Below are 22446 nucleotides of genomic sequence, written 5' to 3'. Positions count from 1 at the left end.
GACAACCAGACAATACAAAATAACAAGGAGGATACAAGGAATGAGAAAAAGAGTCTTGAGTGCGATTTTTGCATGCGTCTTTGCGGTTGGACTTCTTGCAGGATGTGCGAATAGTGGTCAAAATGCATCCGGCGAGACGAAAAGTGGAAAAAGAATTTGGAAATTTGCACACACAAGAGCGGAAGGCACGGATAACGATAAACTTGCCAATGAATTTGCGGATAAATTGACGAGTCAGATGGATAATTTACAGATTAATATTTATCCAAACAACCAACTGGGTGATTATACGGTTGTTCAAGAATGCGCAGGTATGGGAGAAATCCAGTTAATGTTAGGATCGATGTCGCCATCTGTTAACTCTACGTTATCTGTACAAATTGCTCCATATCTGGCAACAAGCTGGGATGAAGCAATGGCATTGTATAATTCGAATGACGGAATGGTATATCAGTATGTAAGCGGCCAGTTGAAAAAAGAAAATATCAAACTTTTAGCCGTAATTCCTAAATATTTCGGTGCAATTATGACAACAAAGCCAGCGAAAAATATTGAAACCCCAGGTGCAAAAAAAGGACTGAAAATTCGTGTTCCTCAGCAAAAAGCGTTTGAAGAGTTCGGAACTGCAATTGGCTTTTCCACAACACCGTTGCCGACATCTGATACATTTACTGCGTTACAGACAGGAGTTGTAGATGGTGTGTCTGGTGGTGGTGCAGAACAGTACTGGAACGATTACGGTGAATTGTGTAAATATTTGTATTGTACAAAGACGCATATGGAATGTCACTGGATCTATATGAGTATGGATACCTGGAAAACATTGTCGGCAGAGGAAAAGCAGATTGTGCAGAAGAGTGCAAAAGAAATTGAGGATGAAGCATTTAAACTTGCTAAGAGTAATGAGAAAAAGTACATTAAGTTATTCAAAGAAAAAGGTGTAGAAGTATACGAACCGGGAAATAAAGTAATCGATGATTATCGAGATTATGTGCGGAAAAAAGTATGGCCAAAAATTGGTTCTGAATATGGTTCCGTATGGGGCAAGTTGAGTAAGAAGATTCAAAATCAATAGGAGGAAAAAGAGATGAAAGTACTTGGAGAAAAAATAGAACGCTTTCTTGACATAGTTGGAAATGTCTGTGAAGTCGTTTGTTCTATATTGGCTTTATTTATGGTATTCCTCGTGACGTTACAGGTTATTTTACGATTTTTTAATATGCCTTTATTTGGAATTGAAGAATTACTGACATTTCCTACTATTTGGGTATATTTCCTTGGCGGAGCGTGTGCAGCATATACGAATTCCCATATTGAATGTGGAATTGTGAAGGCGGTTTCAAAAAATAAACATGCAGTTCAGATTACAGAAATCGTTTGTAATATCGTTGCCAGTGCATTAGCAATATATGTGTTTGACTGGGCGATACAATATTCGATACATAGTCTGGAAATCGGAAAGAAAAGTGCAGTGCTTGGAATCCCTATGCCAATCGGAGAACTGGCAATTCTTACAGGATTGACACTGATGTGTGTATATACATTAGTCGGAACTGTAAAAAATATCGTTAAATTCAAAGAAAAATGGGAAGAAGGAGGAAATAGATCATGAATGTAATGGTTGCATTTGCAATTTGTATGTGCTTGTTATTGATCCTGTTATTGATAGGTATTCCATTACCGTATTGTTTTGCCGGAGCTTTGATTTTCCTGGTAGCAACTTGTAATGTGCCTGTGAGATCTTTGTTTGTGTGGGGATATTCACAGATGATCAGTACCTCACTTCTTGCAGTACCGATGTTTGTAATAGCAGGAAATTTAATCGCAGAAAGCGGCATGGCAGAGAAACTGGTAGGACTTGCCAGAGTATTTGTAGGAAAAATTAAAGGCGCACTCGGAGTTATCGTTGTTGTCATTTGTGGTATTATGGGAGCTATTTCAGGAAGTGCATTCACCGGAATAGCAGCTCTTGGAGGAATTATGATTCCAGAACTTCGAAGAGAAGGATATTCCAGAGGATTTGCGACTTCTTTGGTGACTTGTTCCTCTATTTTGGGAAGCTTAATTCCACCAAGTGTTCCTCTTATTATTTATGGTTGGGCAACAGGAACCAGTATTCTGGCAGGCTTTCTTTCAACTGTAGTACCTGGAATTTTAACAATTATAACCTTTTCTGTTTTAAATATTGTATATGCAAGAAAATATGCGAATGCTCCGGTAGTAGAAGAAACAGTAGCAGAAGAAAAGCCAAAATCAAAGAAAAAAGTAATCATTGAATCCATTCCTGCACTTATGATGCCTGTAATTATTCTTGGAGGAATTTACGGAGGTATCTTTACTGCAACGGAAGCTGCGTCGGTATGTGCGGTGCTTGCAATTTTATTAGGAATCTTTGTGTATCGCAGATTGAAAGCAAAAAATACACTGAATATGTTACGATCTACAGCATCTTCTATAGGATCTATTTTTATGATGATCTTTTTCTGCCTATTACTGAGTCAGGCAATGACACAGCTTCAGATTCCACAGATGCTCGTAAATGTATTCCTTGGGTTTACAGATAATAAATATGTTGTTCTGCTGATGGTAAATGTATTTCTCCTTTTTGTAGGAATGATTGTTAATGATACAACAGCAATTATGCTTTGTGCTCCGCTGTTACTTCCATTAATTAATGCATATGGAATCTCACCGGTGCATTTTGCAGCAATTATGGTTGTAAATTTATCGGCAGGATGCCTGACACCTCCATATGCAAGTGTGTTGTATTTCGGAATGAAAATCGGCCATGCGGAATTTGGAGAAATGATGAAAAATACAGCCGTATTTTTACTGATCGGATATCTGCCGATTGTGTTACTTACTACTTATATTGAACCAATTTCTATGGCATTACCGAGATTGTTTGGCCTTGTGTAAATGGAAGAGGAGAGGAAAATGGAAACAAGTATTTTTGAAATAATAGGACCGGTTATGATCGGTCCGTCCAGCTCTCACACAGCTGGTATGGCCAGAATAGGAATGATGGCAAATCGTATTTTACAGGTGGACGCAGCTTCTGTCAGATTGACGTTGAGTCCGAAAATGAGAACTACTTATTATGGACATCGTTCTGATGCAGCACTTTTTGGCGGAACGCTTGGAATGTCGGAAGATGATCCGGAGATTCGTGATGCAATTGCAATCGCACATGCGAACGGAGTGGAGACAAAGGTAGATTTTCTGGAAGAAGGAAAATATCCGGAAAATTCAGCCAGAGTTACAGTATATACAAAAGATGGTGAAGAATATTCCGTATTTGGAACTTCAATAGGTGGCGGAAGCATTCTTATCAGTGAAATTGACCGGGTTCCTATGCGCCTGACAGCGGATACCTGGCATGTGATAGTATGGAGTGAAACAGAGCTGGCAAAAGAGACATTTGCAGGAGCAAAAGAAGTACAGCAGGGCATTTCAGAAAAACAAGAATATGTAACGTGTGGTACGTTTCTTGAAAAACCGGATGAGAGTATGCTTGAGCTGCTTCGCGGGCAGAACATGGTGAAAAAAATAAGTCTTGCGTCACCGGTTCTTGCCTATGGATCCTCTAAAAGACATGTAGAATGGATCAGTTCTTGCGACAGCGTTTGTGAATATGCTGAAAAGGAGAATTTAACACTGGCAGAGACTGCTGTCAGATATGAATCCTTACGATCCGGATTTTCGGAAAAAGTAATTCGTGACCGGATGCATGAACAGTGGCTTTTGATGAAAGAATCTGTGAAAAAAGGACAGGAAGAGCATCAGCTGCTCTATGGACTTACCAGTGGAAAAGATGGAAAAATGCTGATGCAGGCAGTGGAGAAAGAAGAAACGATTTCAGGAGGTACGATTCCACTTGCGACAGCAATGGCTCTTGGAGTTATGGAATATAATGGCTCCATGGGATGTATTGTCGCAGCTCCAACTGCAGGTTCCTCAGGAATTGCACCTGGATGCATGACTGCATTGCAACAGGTACATCAACTTTCAGATAAACAGATTGAAGACGGGCTGTTTGTAAGTGCATTGATTGGCGTTATAATGGCTGCTTGTGATGTGTCTTTTTCAGGATCTGTCGGAGGCTGCCAGGGAGAAGTAGGAGTATCCAGTGCAATTACATCAGCAGGTATGGCCAGTATTTTCACTGAAGATAAGGAAGCAATTATGCATGCAATGGCTATTTGTATGAAGAATTTGCTGGGACTTGTGTGTGATCCGATAGCAGCACCGATTGAAGTTCCATGTATAAAGCGAAATGCAGTTGGTGTGGCAAATGCTTATATTTCTTCCGATATGGCTTTGGCAGGAGTAAGAAGCTTTATTCCGCCGGACGAGGTGATCGATGCACTGATTGATGTAGAGAAGCGCCTGCCATCAGAATTAAAGTGTGCAACAATAGGTGGACTGGCATGTACCAAAACAGCTGTGTGTACACGAAAAAAATTGACACAGTAGATTTTTAACATAGAACCCCATAATATGAAAATGAAAAAGAGACTTACGCATGAATGAGATGCTCCCCTTCTATGGAGTGTACAAACAGAGTGCAGTCTCTTTTTCATTGTTTATAGACAAAAAATATGATAAAATATGTGAGAATTTTAACCTGATAATATTGTATAAGAAGGAACAGAAGAGAAAATGGAAAATCTGATATTTAGTTTAAATGCAACCGTACCGATTTTTTTACTTATGATCCTGGGACTATTATTCCACAAAATCGGATGGATCGATGATGTATTTGCACAGAAAATGAACAAATTCGTATTTGTGGTTCCGCTTCCGGTTTTAGTGTTTAGTGATCTGGCCACAGTCGATTTTCACGAAGTATGGAATATGAAATTTGTATTGTTTTGTTTTCTGGCAACATTTCTCAGTATTACACTGGTATCATTTATGTCACTGGGGTTAAAAGAAAGAGCTTTGAGAGGAGAATTTATTCAGGCATCCTACAGAAGCAGTGCTGCACTTCTTGGAATTGCATTTATACAGAATATATACGGAAATGCAGGAATGGCACCGGTTATGATCATTGGAAGTGTGCCGCTTTATAATATTATGGCAGTATTGGTGTTATCTCTTTTTAAGCCGGGACAGAGTGGACTTGATAAGGCTGTTTTAAAAAGAACAGCAAAAGGTATTGTGACGAATCCGATTATTTTAGGAATTGTGGCAGGACTACTATGGTCTGCACTTGGACTTAAGATGCCACATATTATGCAGAAGATGGTAACAAATATTGGCGGTGTTGCAACGCCGATGGGGCTTATGGCAATGGGAGCTACTTTCGATATAAAGAAGGCATTTGCAAAAGTGAAACCGGCAGCAGTTGCAACATTTATGAAATTAATCGGTCTTGCGGCAATCTTTCTTCCGATTGCGATTATGCTTGGATTCCGGAGAGAAGAACTGGTGGCGATACTGGTAATGCTGGGATCAGCGACAACCGTAAGCTGTTTTGTTATGGCCAAAAATATGGGACATGAAGGCGTTCTTAGTTCCAGTGTTGTAATGCTTACTACATTGTTCAGCGCATTCACACTGACAGGCTGGCTGTACATATTAAAAAGCATGAACTTTATATAATGTGATGCCAGGGTCAAAAGCCTGAAACCACGATGTGCTCGCACATGAGTGGTTTTATGGCTTAGTGACCCGCCCCGATATGAGCATAAAAGTGGAGCGCAGGCTTCACGATATGCGAATATTGGGTAGAATTGTGAGAGTACGCAGTACGGAACAATTCGTATGGCATCTTTTTGTGCAAATCAAACCTTAAGGATTTCTGAAATCTGTGTAAAATCCTTGACAAATGCAGAATCGATAGATATGATATTCAGTGAGTTTATACGTAAAGGCGTTGAAGAAGAGGAGTATGTATCGTTCCCTGCCAGAGAGAACTGTCCGCAGGCTGGAAGGCAGTTTCAGAATCAGAAGATACAGAAGGTAGCTTTGGATGCCGGATATCTGAAACGACAGGTTACGAACTGGTCAGTAGATTTAAAGATCAGAGGAACAAGTAGGATATCCCGGAGTCGTTCCCGTTAAAGAATAAGATGAGAGATATGGAAGAGTTTCTTCTATATAATAAAGGTGGTACCGCGGTTACAGTCGCCCTTTACGTGTGTAAAGGGCGTTTTTAATTGTCCAAATGTGACCAAAGTGTGAAATAAGAACTTATGAGGAATTATGAGGAGGAAACAATGAGTCAGAACTTAGAGACCACATACAATCCAAAAGAGATTGAATCAAAATTATATGAAAAATGGTGTGAAAACCAGTATTTTCATGCAGAAGTAGACAGAAGTAAGAAACCATTTACAACAGTAATGCCACCACCGAATATTACCGGTAAGCTGCATATGGGACATGCTTTAGACAATACACTGCAGGACATTCTGATCCGTTATAAGAGAATGCAGGGGTATAATGCTCTGTGGATTCCGGGAACAGATCATGCAGCAATCTCTACAGAAGTAAAAGTTACCAATCAGTTAAAAGAAGAAGGAATTGATAAAAAAGAACTTGGAAGAGAGAAATTCTTAGAGAGAACATGGCAGTGGAAAGAAGAGTATGCCGGAACAATCGAAGGACAGTTAAAGAAACTTGGTGTTTCCTGTGACTGGGACAGAGAGCGTTTCACAATGGATGAAGGCTGCTCCAAGGCTGTAGAGCAGGTATTTATCAACCTGCATGAGAAAGGATTTATTTACAAAGGATCCCGTATCATTAACTGGTGTCCGGTATGTAAGACATCCCTTTCTGATGCGGAAGTAGAGCATGAAGAGCAGGATGGATTCTTCTGGCATATCAAATATCCGATCGTTGGAACAGATGATTTCCTTGAGATTGCGACAACACGTCCGGAGACAATGCTTGGAGATACGGCAATCGCAGTACATCCGGATGATGAGAGATACAAAGATATCGTAGGAAAAAAATGTCTTCTGCCGTTGACAGACAGAGAGATTCCGATCGTTGCAGATTATTATGTAGACAAAGAATTCGGAACAGGCGCTGTTAAGATTACACCGGCTCACGACCCGAACGACTTTGAAGTCGGAAAACGTCATAATCTGCCGGAGATCAATGTCATGAACGATGATGCGACGATCAACGAACAGTATGGTGGTAAATATGCAGGTATGGATCGTTACGAAGCAAGAAAAGCAATGGTTGCTGATTTGGAAGAGCAGGGATATCTTGTAAAGGTTGTTCCGCACTCTCATAATGTTGGAACACATGACCGTTGCCACACAACGGTTGAACCGATGGTAAAGCAGCAGTGGTTTGTGAAGATGGACGAACTCGCAAAACCGGCGATCAATGCGATCAAGACTGGCGAATTAAAATTCGTTCCGGAGCGTTTTAACAAGATTTACCTGCACTGGCTGGAAAATATCCGTGACTGGTGTATTTCTCGCCAGATCTGGTGGGGACACAGAATCCCGGCTTACTACTGTGATGACTGCGGAGAAGTTGTTGTATCTCGCGGTATGCCGGAAAAATGCCCGAAATGCGGATGTACACATCTGACACAGGACGAAGATACACTGGATACATGGTTTAGTTCAGCGCTGTGGCCGTTCTCAACACTTGGATGGCCGGATCAGAGCGAAGATCTGGATTACTTCTATCCGACAGATGTGCTTGTAACAGGATATGATATTATCTTCTTCTGGGTAATCCGAATGGTATTCTCAGGATATGCACATACTGGAAAAGCGCCGTTCCATACCGTATTTATTCATGGACTGGTAAGAGATTCACAGGGACGTAAGATGAGTAAGTCTCTTGGAAATGGTATCGATCCACTGGAAATCATCGACCAGTACGGAGCAGATGCGCTGCGTATGACACTGATTACCGGTAATGCACCTGGTAACGATATGCGTTTCTATAATGAAAGAGTTGAGGCAAGCCGAAACTTTGCAAATAAAGTATGGAATGCGTCACGTTTCATTATGATGAACCTGGATGAGAAGAAATTAGAAGAACCTGCAAAAGACAGCTTGCATCCGTCAGATCAGTGGATCTTATCAAAATGCAACACATTGATTAAAGATGTGACAGAAAACATGGATAAATTCGAACTCGGAATTGCATTGTCTAAGCTGTATGACTTCATCTGGGATGAGTTCTGTGACTGGTATATCGAGCTTGCAAAATATCGTATTTACCATGCAGAAGAAGATCCAACGGGAGCAAATGACGCACTCTGGACATTAAGAAAAGTTCTGAAAGACTCTCTGAAATTACTGCATCCGTATATGCCATTCGTAACAGAAGAGATTTACGGCAAACTGATTCCGGAAGAGGAGTCACTGATGATGTCTGCATGGCCGGAATATGACGAAGCTCTGAACTTTCCGGAAGCTGAGCGCATTGTAGATCACTACAAAGAGATTGTACGTGGTATCCGTAACGTACGTGCAGAGATGAACGTTCCGAATTCAAGAAAAGCAACTGCATATGTAGTTTGCGAAGATCAGACATTATGCGATGGACTTGCATTTATGACAAATTCTGCAAAACAGATGGCTTCTGTGCTGGATCTTGTTATTCAGAAAGATAAAGCAGGAATTGCAGATGACGCAGTATCCGTAGTTGTTCCGGATGCAACTGTATATGTTCCGTTAGAAGAACTGATTGACTTCGATCAGGAAATCGAACGTCTGACCAAAGAAGAAACTCGTTTAAATAAAGAGATTGCCCGTGCACAGGGAATGTTAAATAATGAAAAATTTGTAAGCAAAGCACCGGAAGCAAAAGTTCAGGAAGAACGTGAGAAACTGGAAACTTACAAACAGATGAAAGCACAGGTATCTGAAAGATTGGAAGGACTAAAAGCAAAACAGTCCAAATAAACTAGAAGATATGTAAGGGGATATTATGAAAAAAATTCATATTAAAAAACCGGATATTAAAGGCGGAATTGAAAAATTAAAGAACCTGAAAAAAGAAGACGTTATTCGCCACTTTAAGGCACGAAAGGAGCGACGTGCGAGAATTATTGAAGCGCGCCGCAACAGTGCATTTGCAAGGAAAATGCAGCCTGTTTATAAATTTATGAATCGTTTTTCGCTGGTGTTCCATGCGCTGCTTGCATGTATCATCAACTTCGCAATTGAGGCGATTTCCCGTCATTCACTCGTAGAAGCGTGGATTTATATGACGGGATCCCCTTTGGTATTTTTGTATAATGCATTTATGATATTTGTCACATTTTCCATTGTATATTTGTTCAAGCGGAGAGTGTTTGTCCGGATTATTGTCAGTATATTCTGGATGATTCTTGGTATAGCAAACGGCTATATGCTGCTAAAGCGTGTTACTCCATTTAATGCACAGGATCTGAAGATTGCATCAGACGGATTATCACTGATCAATAAGTATCTGGACGGATTTGAGATTATTTTATTTATCGTAGGAATCGCGGCGGTTGTTGTATGGATGATTTCTATGTGGAGACGTGGCGGACAGTATGATGGAAAGATTCACCACGTTCGTGCATTGATTGGAATTGTTGTATGTGCAGTGTTATATGTATTTGTTTCCAATCAGGCAGTAGACAAAAGAGTCGTATCCACATATTTCGGAAATATCGCATTTGCATATGAAGACTATGGACTTCCGTACTGCTTCATGGCAAGTGTGTTCAACACCGGAATTGATGAGCCGAGCGGCTACAGTAAGAAAACGATGGAAGAGATCGGACAGAATGGAAAACTTACGGAATCTAAGATCACAAATGCAAAGACGAAGAAGACAAAACCGAATATTTTATTTGTTCAGCTGGAATCTTATTTCGATGTAGATAATGCAGAATTTTTCAAGACATCTCAGGATGTGTGCCCGAATCTTCATAAGATGTTTAAGAAATATTCGACCGGATATTTCAAGGTACCATCGGTAGGAGCCGGAACAGCGAACACAGAGTTTGAGGTGCTGACCGGAATGAATTTACGTTATTTCGGACCGGGAGAATATCCATATAAGACAATGCTGAAGGATCATACGTGCGAGAGTGCGGCTACTGCATTAGGAAAATTAGGATACGGAACACATGCGCTGCATAATAATGGCGGTAATTTCTACAGCCGTGCGAGAGTATTTAATAATATTGGATTTGACAGTTTTACGAGTAAGGAATTTATGAACATTTTGCAGCTTACAGAGAATGGCTGGGCGAAAGATGCCGTGCTTGTACAGCATATTATGGATGCGATGGATTCAACAAAAGAAAATGATTTTGTATTTACAGTCAGCCTGCAGGGGCATGGTGATTACCCGACAGAGAAAGTAATCCAGAATCCGAGAATTACAGTATCGGGGATCGATGATGAGGCATTGAAGAATAAATGGGAATACTATGTAAATCAGGTTTATGAGATGGATCAGTTTGCCGGCAACCTGATTAAGGCAGTAGAGAAGAGAAAAGAACCGACCGTTGTAGTTTTCTACGGCGATCATCTTCCGACAATGGGCTTAAAAGCAGAAGACTTAAAGAGCCGGTATCTCTACAACACAAACTATGTCATCTGGGATAATATCGGACTTAAGAAACAGGACAGAAATATTCCGTCTTACCAGATCATGTCAGAAGTATTTGAACGTCTGGGAATCCATTCCGGAACATTGTTCAACTATCATCAGACAAGAAGAAAGACGAAGAATTATCTGTCCGACCTGGAGCTTTTACAGTACGATATCCTTTATGGCAAACAGTATGTTTACAATGGCAAGAAACCGATCACAGAAGGACATATGAAGATGGGAATCCGCAATGTAACAGTGAAAAATGTTGTACCGCATCTCGATGAAGGTTACAGTCTGTATGGCGAAAACTTTACTAAATCCAGCAAAGTGTATGTAAATGATGAAAAACAGAATTCCACTTTCTTAAATAATACAAGGATTGATCTGGATGATACCGAGCTTAAGAATGGAGATAAGATTTCTGTTGTACAGATGGGATCTAGCGATACGGTATTCAGAAAGTCAGATGAATATATTTATAAGGATGGAAAACTGACAGTACAAAAAGGAACAGGAACCGATACAACCAAGTCCTGGGTACCACAGGCCGACGGAGATAAATAATGAAACATCAAATACCGGCTAATTATAGGGAAGCTGTCGATTATATCGAAGAGCTTCCCAAGTTTACGGAAAAACATCCGTTAAAGCATACAAAAAAATATTTGGAAAAATTACAGAATCCGGCAGAGAACTGCAAAGTCATCCATGTGGCAGGTACGAATGGAAAAGGTTCCGTATGTGCTTATCTGCAGGCTGTTTTACAGGCAGAAGGAAAAAAAACAGGTTTTTTCACATCGCCACATCTGATCAAGATCAATGAACGAATACAGATTGACAGAGAAGAGATTTCCGATGATACATTTTATGATGTATTCTGTGAAGCGTATCATGTAGCACAGGAAATGGAGCAGGAAGGTGAAGGACATCCTTCTTATTTTGAATTCCTGTTTGGCATGGGAATGAAAGCCTTTGAAAAGGCAGGCGTAGAATATATCATTTTGGAAACAGGACTCGGTGGCAGGCTGGATGCGACCAATGCTGTGGAAAGTCCGGTTCTTACAGTCATCACATCCATCAGTCTGGATCATACAGCGATTCTGGGTGATACAATTGAGAAAATTGCTTTTGAAAAAGCAGGGATTATCAAGGAAGGAGTTCCGGTTATTTTTGACGGAAGCCGGGCAGAGGCGACGGAAGTGATACGGCGCCAGGCGGAGAAAATGCACGCACCTTGCAGAGAAATCTCGAAAAATGCGTTCGAAATCCGTGAAGTTACGAGAAACCATATTGCATTTTCAAGGCGAAATGCTTATGATAAAGATGTTATCTGGCAGGTTCCAATCTGCGGATGTTATCAGGTAATGAATGCGCAGATTGCGCTGGAAGCACTGGAATGTCTGTTAGGAAACTGTGAGAGCGAACCGGACAGGAGGAAGAAGTGGGTTGATGCCGTCGCATCCATTCACTGGGAAGGGCGTATGGAAGAAGCAGCGGAGCATGTGCTTGTAGACGGAGCGCATAATCCGGGTGCGATCGAAGCGTTTGTGGAGAGTATACACCTTTTGTATCCGGAACCGGAACCATTGCCGATAGTAGTATTTTCTGCTGTGGCGGACAAAGACTACGAGTGGATGATTGCATATCTGTGCAGGTATCTGCCGGCAAAGTTATATATTGTAACAGAGATCCCTGACAAACGGAGAGTGTCAGCCGAAGAACTTAAGAAAGTATTTGAAAGATATACGGACTGTGAAGTTGTGGCTAAAAGCGATATAGGGGATGCCCTTAAGGAAGCTTATGACAGACGGGGAGAGAGTGAGATTTACTGTCTCGGATCTTTGTATCTTGTGGGAGCTATAAAAGAACGAATAGCAGGAGGTAACAATCATGCTGAATTACGATGAAGAAGTGAAGAAGTTTCAGCCGAGTCTGGAAGTAGAAGATATCGAGGGCGCGGTGTATCAGGAAGACTTAAGTGATATGACAGACATTATACGAGAGATGATGGAACAGACGAAATAAAGGGGATTATATGGATTATTCAACGAAACTCGTGTACCAGTCCAACTACTGGTATAATGATGGTCTGAAGCGTGCGAATATCCGGGATCTGTCCGGAGCAATTCTATCGCTCAGACGTAGTTTACAATATAATAATGCGAATGTAGCAGCCAGAAACCTTCTCGGTCTTGTTTATTATGGCAGAGGAGAAGTGGTAGAAGCACTTGTAGAATGGATTCTCAGTAAGAATTTCCAATCCAAAGATAATATTGCCAATTATTTTATTAAAAAGGTACAGGAAGTTCCGGGAGAGCTGGAGCAGGTGAACCAAGCAGTCAAAAAATATAACCAGAGTATTGAATATGCCAGACAGGGTGGCGATGATATTGCGATCATGCAGCTTAAGAAAGCAGTTGCCGCGCATCCGGGTTATGTAAAAGCACGTCAGCTTCTGGCACTTCTGTATCTGAAGAATGAACAGTATTCTATGGCGAGACAGGAGATCCGTGCAGCGCACAGGCTAGATACGACAGATCCGGTGACACTTCGATATATGCATGAACTGAATCAGATCCGAAAGAGCAGAACTGTCAGAATAAAAGATAAGAAAAAAGAAGATTTTGTTTCTTACAATCTGGGAAATGAGACGATCATTCAGCCGGCATCCGGTAATTTTAAAGAAAATCTGGGGCTGCATACAGTTCTGAATATTTTGATCGGACTTGCAGTCGGTGTTGCGGTTATGTGGTTTCTGATCCTTCCGGCGGTATCTAATTCAAGACAGAAGACTGTCAACAAACAGACGGCTTCGTTCAGTGACCAGATCGCAACGCAGGATGCGCAGATTAGTGCACTTAAGAAAGAACTGGAAACTTACCGCTCTTCCGATAAGAAGAATAAGAAATCAAAAGCAACCGCAGCTACAACACAGGAAAGCTATGAGGCGGTGATGAACATTGCTGATCATTACAAAGCCGGTGATATGAGTAATGCGGATATGTTGGCAGAGCTTCTGAAAGTGAATAAGAGCACACTTGGCACACAGGGAAAGAAACAATTTGAGCAGATTACATCATCACTTTATCCGACAATGTGCCAGAAATTGTTTGCTACTGCGACAGCAAATTATGATGTAGCAAATTATGATACCGCGATCAGTAATCTGGATCAGATCATGCAGATGGACCAGGGTTACAATGATGGAAAAGCAATGCTCCTTCTTGCACAATGCTATGAAAAACAGAATAAGACAGACAAGGCTAATACATACTATCAGAAGATTGTCGATAAGTACAGCGGAAAAGAAGCGGCTACAACAGCACAAGAGGCATTGAATAAACAGAATAAACAAAACTAAATAAATATATGAATGTAATTACGAAAGAAAAGGATATGCGAAGAAGCATGTCCTTTTTCTTTACTCAAAAAAGGAGGACACACAATGAAATATGAAGTGCAGGAGAACTGTCTTACTATTTTTCTCCCCGGAGAACTGGATCATCACAATGCAGAAGAAATCCGGAAACGTTCCGATTATCTGATCGACCAGAATCATATTCGGTATGTGATCTTTGATTTTACGGATACGACATTTATGGACAGCTCCGGAATCGGTGTCATTATGGGGAGATATAAACGAATTTATATGCTGGGAGGAGAGGTGTGTGCCGTGCATACAAGTGAAAGAATGAAAAAAATACTGACAATGTCAGGAGTAACCAGGATCATGCAGATTTATGAGGAGGACAGGTAGATGGAAAATACGAATGAAATGGAACTTATTTTTGACAGCCGCTCGGCAAATGAATCTTTTGCCAGAGTAACTGTTGCATCCTTTATGACGTCACTGAATCCGACACTGGAAGAAGTGTCGGATGTGAAAACGGCAGTTTCAGAAGCTGTGACAAATGCCATTATACATGGATATGAAAATGAAGTACATAACATCCGCATCCACTGTAAAACAAAAGGGCAGACTTTATATGTAGAAATCTCTGATCAGGGAAAAGGAATTGAAGATGTAAAGCAGGCAATGGAACCGCTCTTTACAACAAGACCGGAACTGGATCGGTCGGGAATGGGATTTTCCTTTATGGAAGCATTTATGGATCTTTTGGAAGTGGAGTCGGAAGTCGGGAAAGGAACGACGGTAAAGATGGCAAAAACTATTGGTAAAGGACGTAAATTATGGATCACACAATCGCTTTGATCAGAAAATCACATGCGGGCAACCGTACGGCAAGAGCGCAGCTTGTGGAAGAAAATACAGGACTTGTCTGGTGTATTGCGAAACGGTATTTTAACCGGGGTGTGGAAGCAGAAGATTTGTTCCAGATCGGAACGATAGGGCTTTTGAAAGCGATTGACAAATTCGATCTGAAATATGAAGTGAAATTTTCAACTTATGCAGTCCCGATGATCGTCGGTGAGATCAAACGCTTTCTACGGGACGATGGAATGATCAAAGTGAGCAGATCGCTGAAAGAATTGGCATACCGCGGGTATCTCTGTCAGGAAGCACTTGGTAAAAAACTGGGACGCGAGCCATGTATTACAGAAGTTGCTGCAGAGATGCAGGTAGAACCGGAAGAACTGGTACAGGCGTTTGAAGCGACCGGAGAATTGGAATCTCTGCATAAACCAATCTACAGAAAAGACGGACAGGAGCTGACACTGGCAGACAAACTGGCAAGTCCGGCAGAAGAGACGGAAAAAGTGCTGAATCACATGTTTTTGAAAGAATTGCTGGCAAGTCTTAATAAAGAAGAACGAAGACTGATCTATCTGAGATATTTTGCAGAACGCACACAGTCTCAGGTGGGAGAAGAACTTGGCATTTCGCAGGTACAGGTATCCCGGATGGAGAAAAAAATATTAAAAAGTATGCGGGAACAGATCTGACAGGCATATCCATGAATAATTTTTCTGGAACCATCCATACTAATCACAGAAAGAAGGTGAAAGTATGGATGAAACCAGAAAGAAGTTCCGGATATGCCTGATCTGCGTTGTGGCGGCAGCGGTTCTGACCGGTATGATCTATTATTTTGCAGAGTGTAATGCGGCGGAAAGAGAGACGGAAGGAACGCTGGTAGATAGAAGGTGGGAGGCAGAAAGTGGCATCGAACAGTGAAACAATCTATATTAAGGCAGGTCGTAATACAGAAGTAAAGAAACCGGACATAACATTGGGAGAAGTGCTGGAGATTACATGCGTGAATCCATCAATGGAAGCAAAAGTCCGGTCTCTTCGCCTGTTAAAAGGAATCAACGGTCGTGTAGTGGTATCGGTGCTGAAAGTTGTTTCTATGATACAGGAAGTGTATCCGAACGCAGACGTGCAGAGTATCGGAGAGCCTGATTTTATTGTAACCTATGAAGAGCCGGGGAAAGGCAGCAGATTCATGCAGAGCATAAAAGTCGTGTTTGTGTCCGTGCTGAGTTTTTTTGGTGCGGCATTTTCCATCATGGCATTTAATAACGATGTGGATGCACCCAAACTTTTCGACCAGATATACACACAGATCATGGGGAATAAACCGGATGGCTTTACCATACTGGAACTGACATACAGTCTTGGACTTGCAGTTGGAATATTGATCTTCTTCAATCATTTTGGAAAGAAGAAATTTACCGTTGATCCGACACCGATGGAAGTAGAGATGCGGCTGTATGAAAATGATATTCAGACAACCCTGATTGAAACATATTCGAGAAAGGAGAGGGAGCTTCATGTGGATCAGACAGATTCTTCTTGCGGTCATAGGAAGTAGTGCAGGTGCGGTGGCAGCAGGTGGTCTGTTTGCATTTATCGCAGAACTTGGCGTAATCTCGGATTTCGCAGACCGGACACACACAGGAGATAAGATCCAGTGGTACGAAACATGCGTAATGCTTGGCGGTATTTTGGGCAATCTGTTCTGGCTCTATCAGATACCGCTTCATGGCGGTGTGATACTGCTGGCGGCAGTGGGGATATTTTCAGGGATGTTTGTCGGCTGCTGGGCAATGGCGCTGGCAGAGATCCTGAATCTGTTCCCGGTATTTATGCGGCGTTTTAATCTGGTGAACTGCCTTGCAGGTATTATTTTAGGAATCGCAGCCGGGAAAACACTCGGATGTATATGGATTCTTTTACAGGAGGCGAAATGACAGAATGTTAAATAATGAGGTAAATGACAAAAAAGCGCAGGAAATGAAAAAAGAAAACTACAAAAAATATGTAAAACAGAAAACACCGGTGCATGCACTTGGAACAAATATGTTCCGCGCATTCCTGACCGGCGGAATCATCTGTACGATCGGGGAATTTTTACTGAACTGGTGTGAAAATATGGGAATGACCAAAGAAATCGGTGGAAGCTGGTGTTCATTGATACTGGTATTTTTAAGTGTTCTGCTGACAGGATTCAATATTTACCCGAAGATTGCAAAATGGGGAGGTGCAGGGGCACTTGTTCCGATTACCGGATTTGCCAATTCGGTAGCAGCACCGGCAATTGAATATAAAAAAGAAGGACAGGTCATGGGAATTGGCTGCAAGATCTTTACAATCGCAGGACCGGTGATCTTATATGGAATCTTCACCAGTTGGGTACTGGGTATTGTTTACTGTATTTTCGGGAAAGGAGTCTGAAGATGCAAAGAGGAAAACAGAGTATTATTTTTAAAGAAGGACCATATCTTATAAGCAGTGCATCTGTTGTTGGGAAAAAAGAAGGAGAAGGTCCGCTTGGGGAGTTATTTGATATTATAGAAGAAACTGATCTTTTCGGAGAAGACAGCTGGGAAGAGGCAGAGAGTACAATGCAGAAGGAAGCATGCCAGATTGCGCTCGGAAAAGCAGGTCTTAAACCGGAGGACATCCGGCTGACATTTGGAGGTGATCTGCTACGGCAGGGAATCGTCACATCTATGGGAGCAAGACAATTTGAAATCCCACTGTTCGGTCTGTATGGCGCCTGTTCTACTTCTGGTGAAGCGCTTGCACTGGGAGCTATGTGCGTGGGGGCAGGCTATGGCGAGTATATGCTTGCTGTAACATCCAGTCATTTTGCCTGTGCGGAAAAAGAATTCCGCTTTCCGCTCGGTTATGCCAGCCAGCGCCCCTTGAGCGCGCAGTGGACTGTGACCGGAAGTGGTGCATTCATCATCGGTGCGGATGGAGCACAGAAGAAAAGTCGTGTGAAGATCACTGGAATTACAACAGGAAAGATCATTGATTACGGCTTAAAAGATTCCCAGAATATGGGGGCTTGTATGGCGCCGGCGGCATGTGATACGATCTGGCAGCATCTTAAAGATTTTGGAAGACAGCCCGAAGATTATGACCGGATCATAACCGGAGATCTTGGCTATGTCGGACAGAGTATTCTATTTGACTTGATGAGAAAAAAAGATATAGATATTAAAAAGATGCATATGGACTGTGGAATGCAGATTTTTGATCAGAGTACGCAGGATACACATGCCGGGGGCAGTGGATGTGGCTGTGCTGCGACAACGCTCAGTGCTTATATTCTGCCGAAAATAGAAAGCGGTGAATGGAAGCGTGTATTGTTTGTGCCGACCGGGGCTCTTATGTCTACGGTTAGTTACAACGAGGGAGCGAGTGTGCCGGGGATCGCACATGCGATCGTACTGGAACATGCATAGCATGTGATATAAATGAACGCTTTGGCAGGAGAGAGTATTTCTCCTTCAATTTTACAAAAAAGAAAGGCAGGAAATAAGATGGAATATATCAATGCATTCTGGGTGGGCGGTTTAATCTGTGCGTTGGTGCAGATTCTGTTAGACCGGACGAAACTGATGCCCGGGCGGATCATGGTTCTTCTGGTGTGTACCGGGGCAGTACTTGGCATACTTGGAATCTATGAACCAATTCAGGAATATGCGGGCGCCGGTGCGAGCGTTCCCCTTACAGGATTCGGAAATCTCCTATGGCAAGGTGTCAGAAAGGCGGTTGACGAAGAAGGCGTGATCGGAATTTTTCTGGGAGGTTTCCAGGCAAGTGCGGCGGGAATTGCCGGTGCTTTAATATTTGGATATCTGGCTTCGCTTATATTTGAGCCGAAAATGAAGGAGTAATTGAAAAAGAGATACCAAAAAGATATAAAAAAATCGAAAAAAAGATTGTGTTCTTCTATAACAAATGGTATTGTAAAAACAGTGAGCTTATTAAGAATAAATTAAGAAATTGTAAAAAAATAAGCTTAAAAAACAGCATAAGGGATATATTTGTAGGAGGAAGACAATGAATTATGTAGATATACTGATACCTTTTGTCGGTGGTCTTGGAATGTTTATTTATGGTATGCAGATCATGGCACAGGGACTGGAGAATGCAGCGGGAAGCAAGATGAAATCACTGCTGGAAGTGCTGACGAAGAACAAAGTGATGGGAGTGTTACTAGGAGCTGCTATCACAGCAGTCATTCAGAGCTCTTCAGCGACAACCGTCATGGTCGTTGGTTTTGTTAATGCCGGAATCATGAACCTGACCCAGGCAATGGGAGTGATCATGGGTGCCAACGTTGGTACAACCGTTACCGGATGGCTCGTATCTTCCGTAGAGTGGGCAGAATTTTTAAGCCCGGAGAAGCTAGCACCGATCGCAGTGATTATCGGTGTGGTTATCATGTTGACAGGCAAGAGACGTACATCCAAAGAAATCGCCAATATTATTGTTGGCTTTGGTTTACTTTTTATCGGTATTTCTACGATGTCATCAGCAGTAGAGCCGCTGAAAGAATTTGACGGATTTGTACAGATGTTTGTTACATTAGGAAAGAATCCAATCCTCGGTATTCTGGCTGGAGCGCTTGTAACGGCAGTGATTCAGAGTTCTTCCGCATCGGTTGGTATTCTGCAGAGTCTTGCGGCAGCGGGATTGGTACCATTCAGTGCAGCTATTTATATTATCATGGGACAGAATATCGGTACTTGTATTACAGCAATTTTATCCAGTGTAGGTGCGAAAAAGAATGCGAAGGCAGCAGCACTTATGCACCTGATCTTTAATATCATCGGAACGATTATTTTCAGTATCATTGCAATCGTTTACTTTACCGTGCTGAATCCACAGGCAGGAACAGGAAATATTACACAGACAGAGATCAGTATGGTGCATACATTCTTCAACATTGCAACGACAGTTATGTTATTCCCGGCATCTAACCTGATCGTGAAAATTGCCAAGAAGATCGGCCGTGTGGATGAAGACGCCAATGATCCGGGAACAGTACTTCTCGATGAACGTATGTTACAGACACCGAGTATTGCTCTGCAGTCTGTGATAAAAGAAACCGTTCGTATGGGCGAGATCGTAAGGAGATCCATTGAAGTTGCAAAAGATGTATTGTATACACAGGATCAGGAAGCAATTGATATTTTGAAAAATGATGAGAGTGATGTTGACAGACTCTGTGCGGGAATTACCAATTATACAATCAAATTATCTTCCTTACAGATCAGTGAGAAAGAGCATCAGGAGGCAGCACATCTGTTACAGGTGCTTTCCGATATGGAACGTGTCAGTGATTACTGTGAAAATATCTCTGAGTTTGCAGAGACACTCCGAGATAAGAAAGCATCCTTCTCTGAGACAGCAAAGAAGCAGTTAAAAGAAATGATTGAGGAGACTGCGAAAAGCTATTTCTATGCACTGGATGCATTTAAAGAGCAGAGCCATGAGAAGGCACTGCGCGTTATTGAAAAAGAGACAAAAGTGGATGACCTTGAGGTGAAACTGCGGAGCCGTCATATTAAGAGACTGTCTAATAATGAATGTAATACAGAAGCGGGTATTGTATTCTTAGATACGCTGGTTTGTATGGAACGTATTTCTGACCATGCAAGAAATATCGCAGAAGAAGTACTTGAAGAGTAATCAGCGGATAAAACTCGCAAAGTGTATTTTATCCGTTGTGAGTAAGACATCTGGACTCGAATAAAAAAATTGGGTAAAAAATGTCATGTATCAGCAAGAACCGGTACATGACATTTTTTGTGCCTTTGTTTACATTTTACATGAATATCGAATTTTAATCATTATAAGACTTTTCGTGAACTTCCGACAGCCATTCCAAGGCCTGCGTAAGTCCATCTGCGGAAAATTCAAATTTCTTCCATTCTTTCTTCTCATCAGCAGTCTTCTCAAAACAATATGGTTCCGGATAGGTACATGCTTTTAATGTATCCTCATCTTTTTGCAATAAATAGCGCATACCGTGATGAGAACCGGTATAGACTTCTTTCTTTAAAAATTGTAAAGATAATCCGATTGGTTCCAGCATGATAAAACTCCTTTTTATTCTTCTATAATATGGATTTCCAGATAATCAAAATCAATAGAATCTACAAAATTATCCTGATAAAATCTTGTCTTATCGTGGCGTTTAAATTCATCTATCGTAGATTCCAGCCAGATTGGTTTGCTGAGATCAAATTCATAGCAGATCTCTTCCAGTGCGTGAAAGATCTTATGGGTTCTTGTATCATCTGAATCATCACAGATCACAGTGTCCCGAAGCATATGATTGTCTTTAAATTCTTTGCCCCATAAACGAAACATAAGTGTTCCCTCGCTTTCCTGATAATGAAATGAGTATAGTCGTTTTCTGAGAAAAAGTAAACACTTTTAGAGAGTAAACTTTTTATGGAAGTTGCTTTTTGGCAGAAGCTATGATAGGATTTTCCTAAATGACAAGACACATAACAATACAGATGATGTATTGGGTGTAATTATGAGGTGGGAAAATGGAAAAAGTAAAGAAAGTGTTGGATCGGATTTTTATTGAAGGGCTAAGTGCGATGGCGCAGGGCTTGTTTGCAACGCTGATCATCGGCACGATCATTCAGCAGATCGGAAGTTTTATTCCCGGGCAGGCAGGAACGATACTGTTTGTAATTGGCAAAGTAGCTGCGTCTCTGACAGGAGCAGGAATTGGTGTTGCAGTTGCTTACAAATTTAATGAAAGCCCGCTGGTTGTTGTATCTGCGGCAACAGCAGGTATGACAGGCGCATTTGCAAGTAAATTGCTGGCAGGAACAGTTCTGGTTGACGGAGCAATGGTTTATTCAGGTCCGGGAGAACCATTAGGTGCATTCCTTGCAGCGTATGTAGGGATTTATTTCGGACATCTTGTTTCCGGAAAAACGAAAGTGGATATTCTTGTAACACCAATTATAAGCATCGGAACAGGTTCTGCTGTAGGGCTGATCCTTGGACCGCCGATTTCCGGATTTATGGTGTGGCTTGGTTCGGTTATTAACTGGGGAACAGAACAGCAGCCATTTTTGATGGGAATCATTGTTTCTGTACTGATGGGAATGATACTGACATTGCCGATCAGTTCGGCGGCACTGGGAATTATTTTGAATTTATCCGGTCTGGCAGCAGGAGCGGCGACGATAGGCTGCTGTTGTAATATGGTTGGATTTGCCGTGGCAAGCTACAGAGAGAATAAGATTGGAGGACTGCTTGCACAGGGAATTGGAACTTCTATGCTGCAAGTCCCGAATATTGTAAGAAAACCGATAATCTGGTTTCCGGTGATCCTGTCCAGCGCGGTTTTAGGACCGACAGGCACAGTTCTTCTGCATATGACAGGTAATGCAACCGGATCAGGAATGGGAACGGCAGGATTGGTAGGGCAGATCATGACCTGGCAGACGATGATCGCAAGTGAGACAGGAGCGGTTGTATTGTTAAAGATTCTGCTGATACAGATTGTGCTTCCGGCAGTCGTAACACTGGGAATCAGTGAATGGATGCGAAAAAAAGGATGGATTCAATTCGGAGACATGAAATTGGATTTCTAAATGCACAGGACATGAATTCATGGTATACTGTTAAGAGGTAACGAAAGAAGAGAAAAC

Annotated in this window: 23 protein-coding genes and 1 other annotated feature; of the genes, 21 read left to right on the top strand and 2 right to left on the bottom strand. The window is 41.8% G+C overall.

Annotated elements, in window-relative coordinates; all coding sequences use genetic code 11:
- Nucleotides 1-40: 40 nt before the first annotated feature.
- The 20 genes from dctP to DWY31_RS03525 all read left to right on the top strand — a co-directional run bounded on the left by dctP (nt 41) and on the right by DWY31_RS03525 (nt 20455).
- Entirely contained in the window at nt 41-1075 is a 1035-nt protein-coding gene (gene dctP, locus DWY31_RS03615) for a TRAP transporter substrate-binding protein DctP (protein ID WP_117536908.1), read from the top strand.
- A 12-nt stretch (nt 1076-1087) separates the two neighbouring features.
- Nucleotides 1088-1612 (top strand): TRAP transporter small permease, encoded by a 525-nt coding sequence (locus tag DWY31_RS03610; RefSeq protein WP_118287956.1) that lies wholly within the window; start codon nt 1088-1090, stop codon nt 1610-1612.
- Complete coding sequence (locus tag DWY31_RS03605) at nt 1609-2919, top strand: TRAP transporter large permease (RefSeq protein ID WP_118287955.1); 1311 nt, start codon at nt 1609-1611, stop codon at nt 2917-2919. The genes DWY31_RS03610 and DWY31_RS03605 overlap by 4 nt, the downstream gene beginning before the upstream one ends.
- An 18-nt stretch (nt 2920-2937) precedes the next feature.
- Entirely contained in the window at nt 2938-4476 is a 1539-nt protein-coding gene (locus DWY31_RS03600) for an L-serine ammonia-lyase, iron-sulfur-dependent, subunit alpha (RefSeq protein ID WP_158575482.1), read from the top strand.
- Between the two features lie 186 nt (nt 4477-4662).
- A complete protein-coding gene (locus tag DWY31_RS03595) occupies nt 4663-5607 on the top strand; it encodes an AEC family transporter (RefSeq protein ID WP_118519552.1) in 945 nt (314 codons plus the stop codon).
- 265 nt (nt 5608-5872) lie between these two features.
- Nucleotides 5873-6143: a binding site (T-box leader), on the top strand.
- Nucleotides 6144-6224: 81 nt separating this feature from the next.
- The gene (locus DWY31_RS03585) at nt 6225-8888 is read left to right on the top strand and encodes a valine--tRNA ligase (RefSeq protein WP_118519550.1); all 2664 of its coding nucleotides are present in this window, start codon (nt 6225-6227) and stop codon (nt 8886-8888) included.
- Between the two features lie 25 nt (nt 8889-8913).
- The gene (locus tag DWY31_RS03580; protein ID WP_118519549.1) at nt 8914-11124 is read left to right on the top strand and encodes an LTA synthase family protein; all 2211 of its coding nucleotides are present in this window, start codon (nt 8914-8916) and stop codon (nt 11122-11124) included.
- Nucleotides 11124-12467, top strand: coding sequence for a bifunctional folylpolyglutamate synthase/dihydrofolate synthase (locus DWY31_RS03575; protein WP_118519548.1), 1344 nt, complete (start codon nt 11124-11126; stop codon nt 12465-12467). Before DWY31_RS03580 ends, DWY31_RS03575 begins: the two co-directional genes overlap by 1 nt.
- Entirely contained in the window at nt 12451-12585 is a 135-nt protein-coding gene (locus tag DWY31_RS14240) for a hypothetical protein (protein WP_021860751.1), read from the top strand. The genes DWY31_RS03575 and DWY31_RS14240 overlap by 17 nt, the downstream gene beginning before the upstream one ends.
- 10 nt (nt 12586-12595) lie before the next feature.
- Nucleotides 12596-13921, top strand: coding sequence for a tetratricopeptide repeat protein (locus tag DWY31_RS03570; protein WP_117536901.1), 1326 nt, complete (start codon nt 12596-12598; stop codon nt 13919-13921).
- Nucleotides 13922-14005: 84 nt separating this feature from the next.
- Nucleotides 14006-14317, top strand: a complete 312-nt coding sequence (gene spoIIAA / locus DWY31_RS03565; protein WP_021860753.1) for an anti-sigma F factor antagonist — start codon at nt 14006-14008, stop codon at nt 14315-14317.
- Complete coding sequence (gene spoIIAB / locus DWY31_RS03560; protein WP_118519547.1) at nt 14318-14773, top strand: anti-sigma F factor; 456 nt, start codon at nt 14318-14320, stop codon at nt 14771-14773.
- Entirely contained in the window at nt 14752-15465 is a 714-nt protein-coding gene (locus tag DWY31_RS03555) for a SigF/SigG family RNA polymerase sporulation sigma factor (protein ID WP_118519546.1), read from the top strand. Before spoIIAB ends, DWY31_RS03555 begins: the two co-directional genes overlap by 22 nt.
- 64 nt (nt 15466-15529) lie before the next feature.
- On the top strand, nt 15530-15697 hold the full coding sequence (locus tag DWY31_RS13995) for a hypothetical protein (RefSeq protein ID WP_021860756.1): 168 nt from the start codon (nt 15530-15532) through the stop codon (nt 15695-15697).
- Nucleotides 15681-16337: a stage V sporulation protein AA gene (locus DWY31_RS03550; RefSeq protein WP_118519545.1), complete on the top strand. Its 657-nt coding sequence runs from the start codon at nt 15681-15683 to the stop codon at nt 16335-16337. The genes DWY31_RS13995 and DWY31_RS03550 overlap by 17 nt, the downstream gene beginning before the upstream one ends.
- A complete protein-coding gene (locus DWY31_RS03545; RefSeq protein ID WP_118519544.1) occupies nt 16297-16716 on the top strand; it encodes a stage V sporulation protein AB in 420 nt (139 codons plus the stop codon). The genes DWY31_RS03550 and DWY31_RS03545 overlap by 41 nt, the downstream gene beginning before the upstream one ends.
- A 4-nt stretch (nt 16717-16720) precedes the next feature.
- Nucleotides 16721-17200, top strand: a complete 480-nt coding sequence (locus DWY31_RS03540) for a SpoVA/SpoVAEb family sporulation membrane protein (protein WP_118519543.1) — start codon at nt 16721-16723, stop codon at nt 17198-17200.
- Between the two features lie 2 nt (nt 17201-17202).
- Nucleotides 17203-18219, top strand: coding sequence for a stage V sporulation protein AD (locus DWY31_RS03535; RefSeq protein ID WP_186856003.1), 1017 nt, complete (start codon nt 17203-17205; stop codon nt 18217-18219).
- 78 nt (nt 18220-18297) lie between these two features.
- Entirely contained in the window at nt 18298-18654 is a 357-nt protein-coding gene (spoVAE, locus tag DWY31_RS03530) for a stage V sporulation protein AE (protein ID WP_118519593.1), read from the top strand.
- Between the two features lie 166 nt (nt 18655-18820).
- Entirely contained in the window at nt 18821-20455 is a 1635-nt protein-coding gene (locus DWY31_RS03525; RefSeq protein WP_118519542.1) for a Na/Pi cotransporter family protein, read from the top strand.
- A 154-nt stretch (nt 20456-20609) separates the two neighbouring features.
- On the opposite strand, the gene DWY31_RS03520 is transcribed toward DWY31_RS03525, so the two are convergent.
- A complete protein-coding gene (locus DWY31_RS03520) occupies nt 20610-20861 on the bottom strand; it encodes a GNAT family acetyltransferase (RefSeq protein ID WP_118519541.1) in 252 nt (83 codons plus the stop codon).
- 14 nt (nt 20862-20875) lie between these two features.
- Complete coding sequence (locus DWY31_RS03515) at nt 20876-21139, bottom strand: hypothetical protein (protein WP_021860763.1); 264 nt, start codon at nt 21137-21139, stop codon at nt 20876-20878.
- Nucleotides 21140-21324: 185 nt separating this feature from the next.
- Here DWY31_RS03515 and DWY31_RS03510 point away from each other — a divergent pair, with 185 nt between their 5' ends.
- Nucleotides 21325-22389 (top strand): PTS transporter subunit IIC, encoded by a 1065-nt coding sequence (locus DWY31_RS03510; protein ID WP_118519540.1) that lies wholly within the window; start codon nt 21325-21327, stop codon nt 22387-22389.
- Nucleotides 22390-22446 lie beyond the last annotated feature (57 nt).

The sequence above is a fragment of the Dorea sp. AF24-7LB genome (genome assembly GCF_003478575.1).
Classification (GTDB): domain Bacteria; phylum Bacillota; class Clostridia; order Lachnospirales; family Lachnospiraceae; genus Dorea_D; species Dorea_D hominis.
This window is presented reverse-complemented; position numbering and strand designations above follow the sequence as displayed.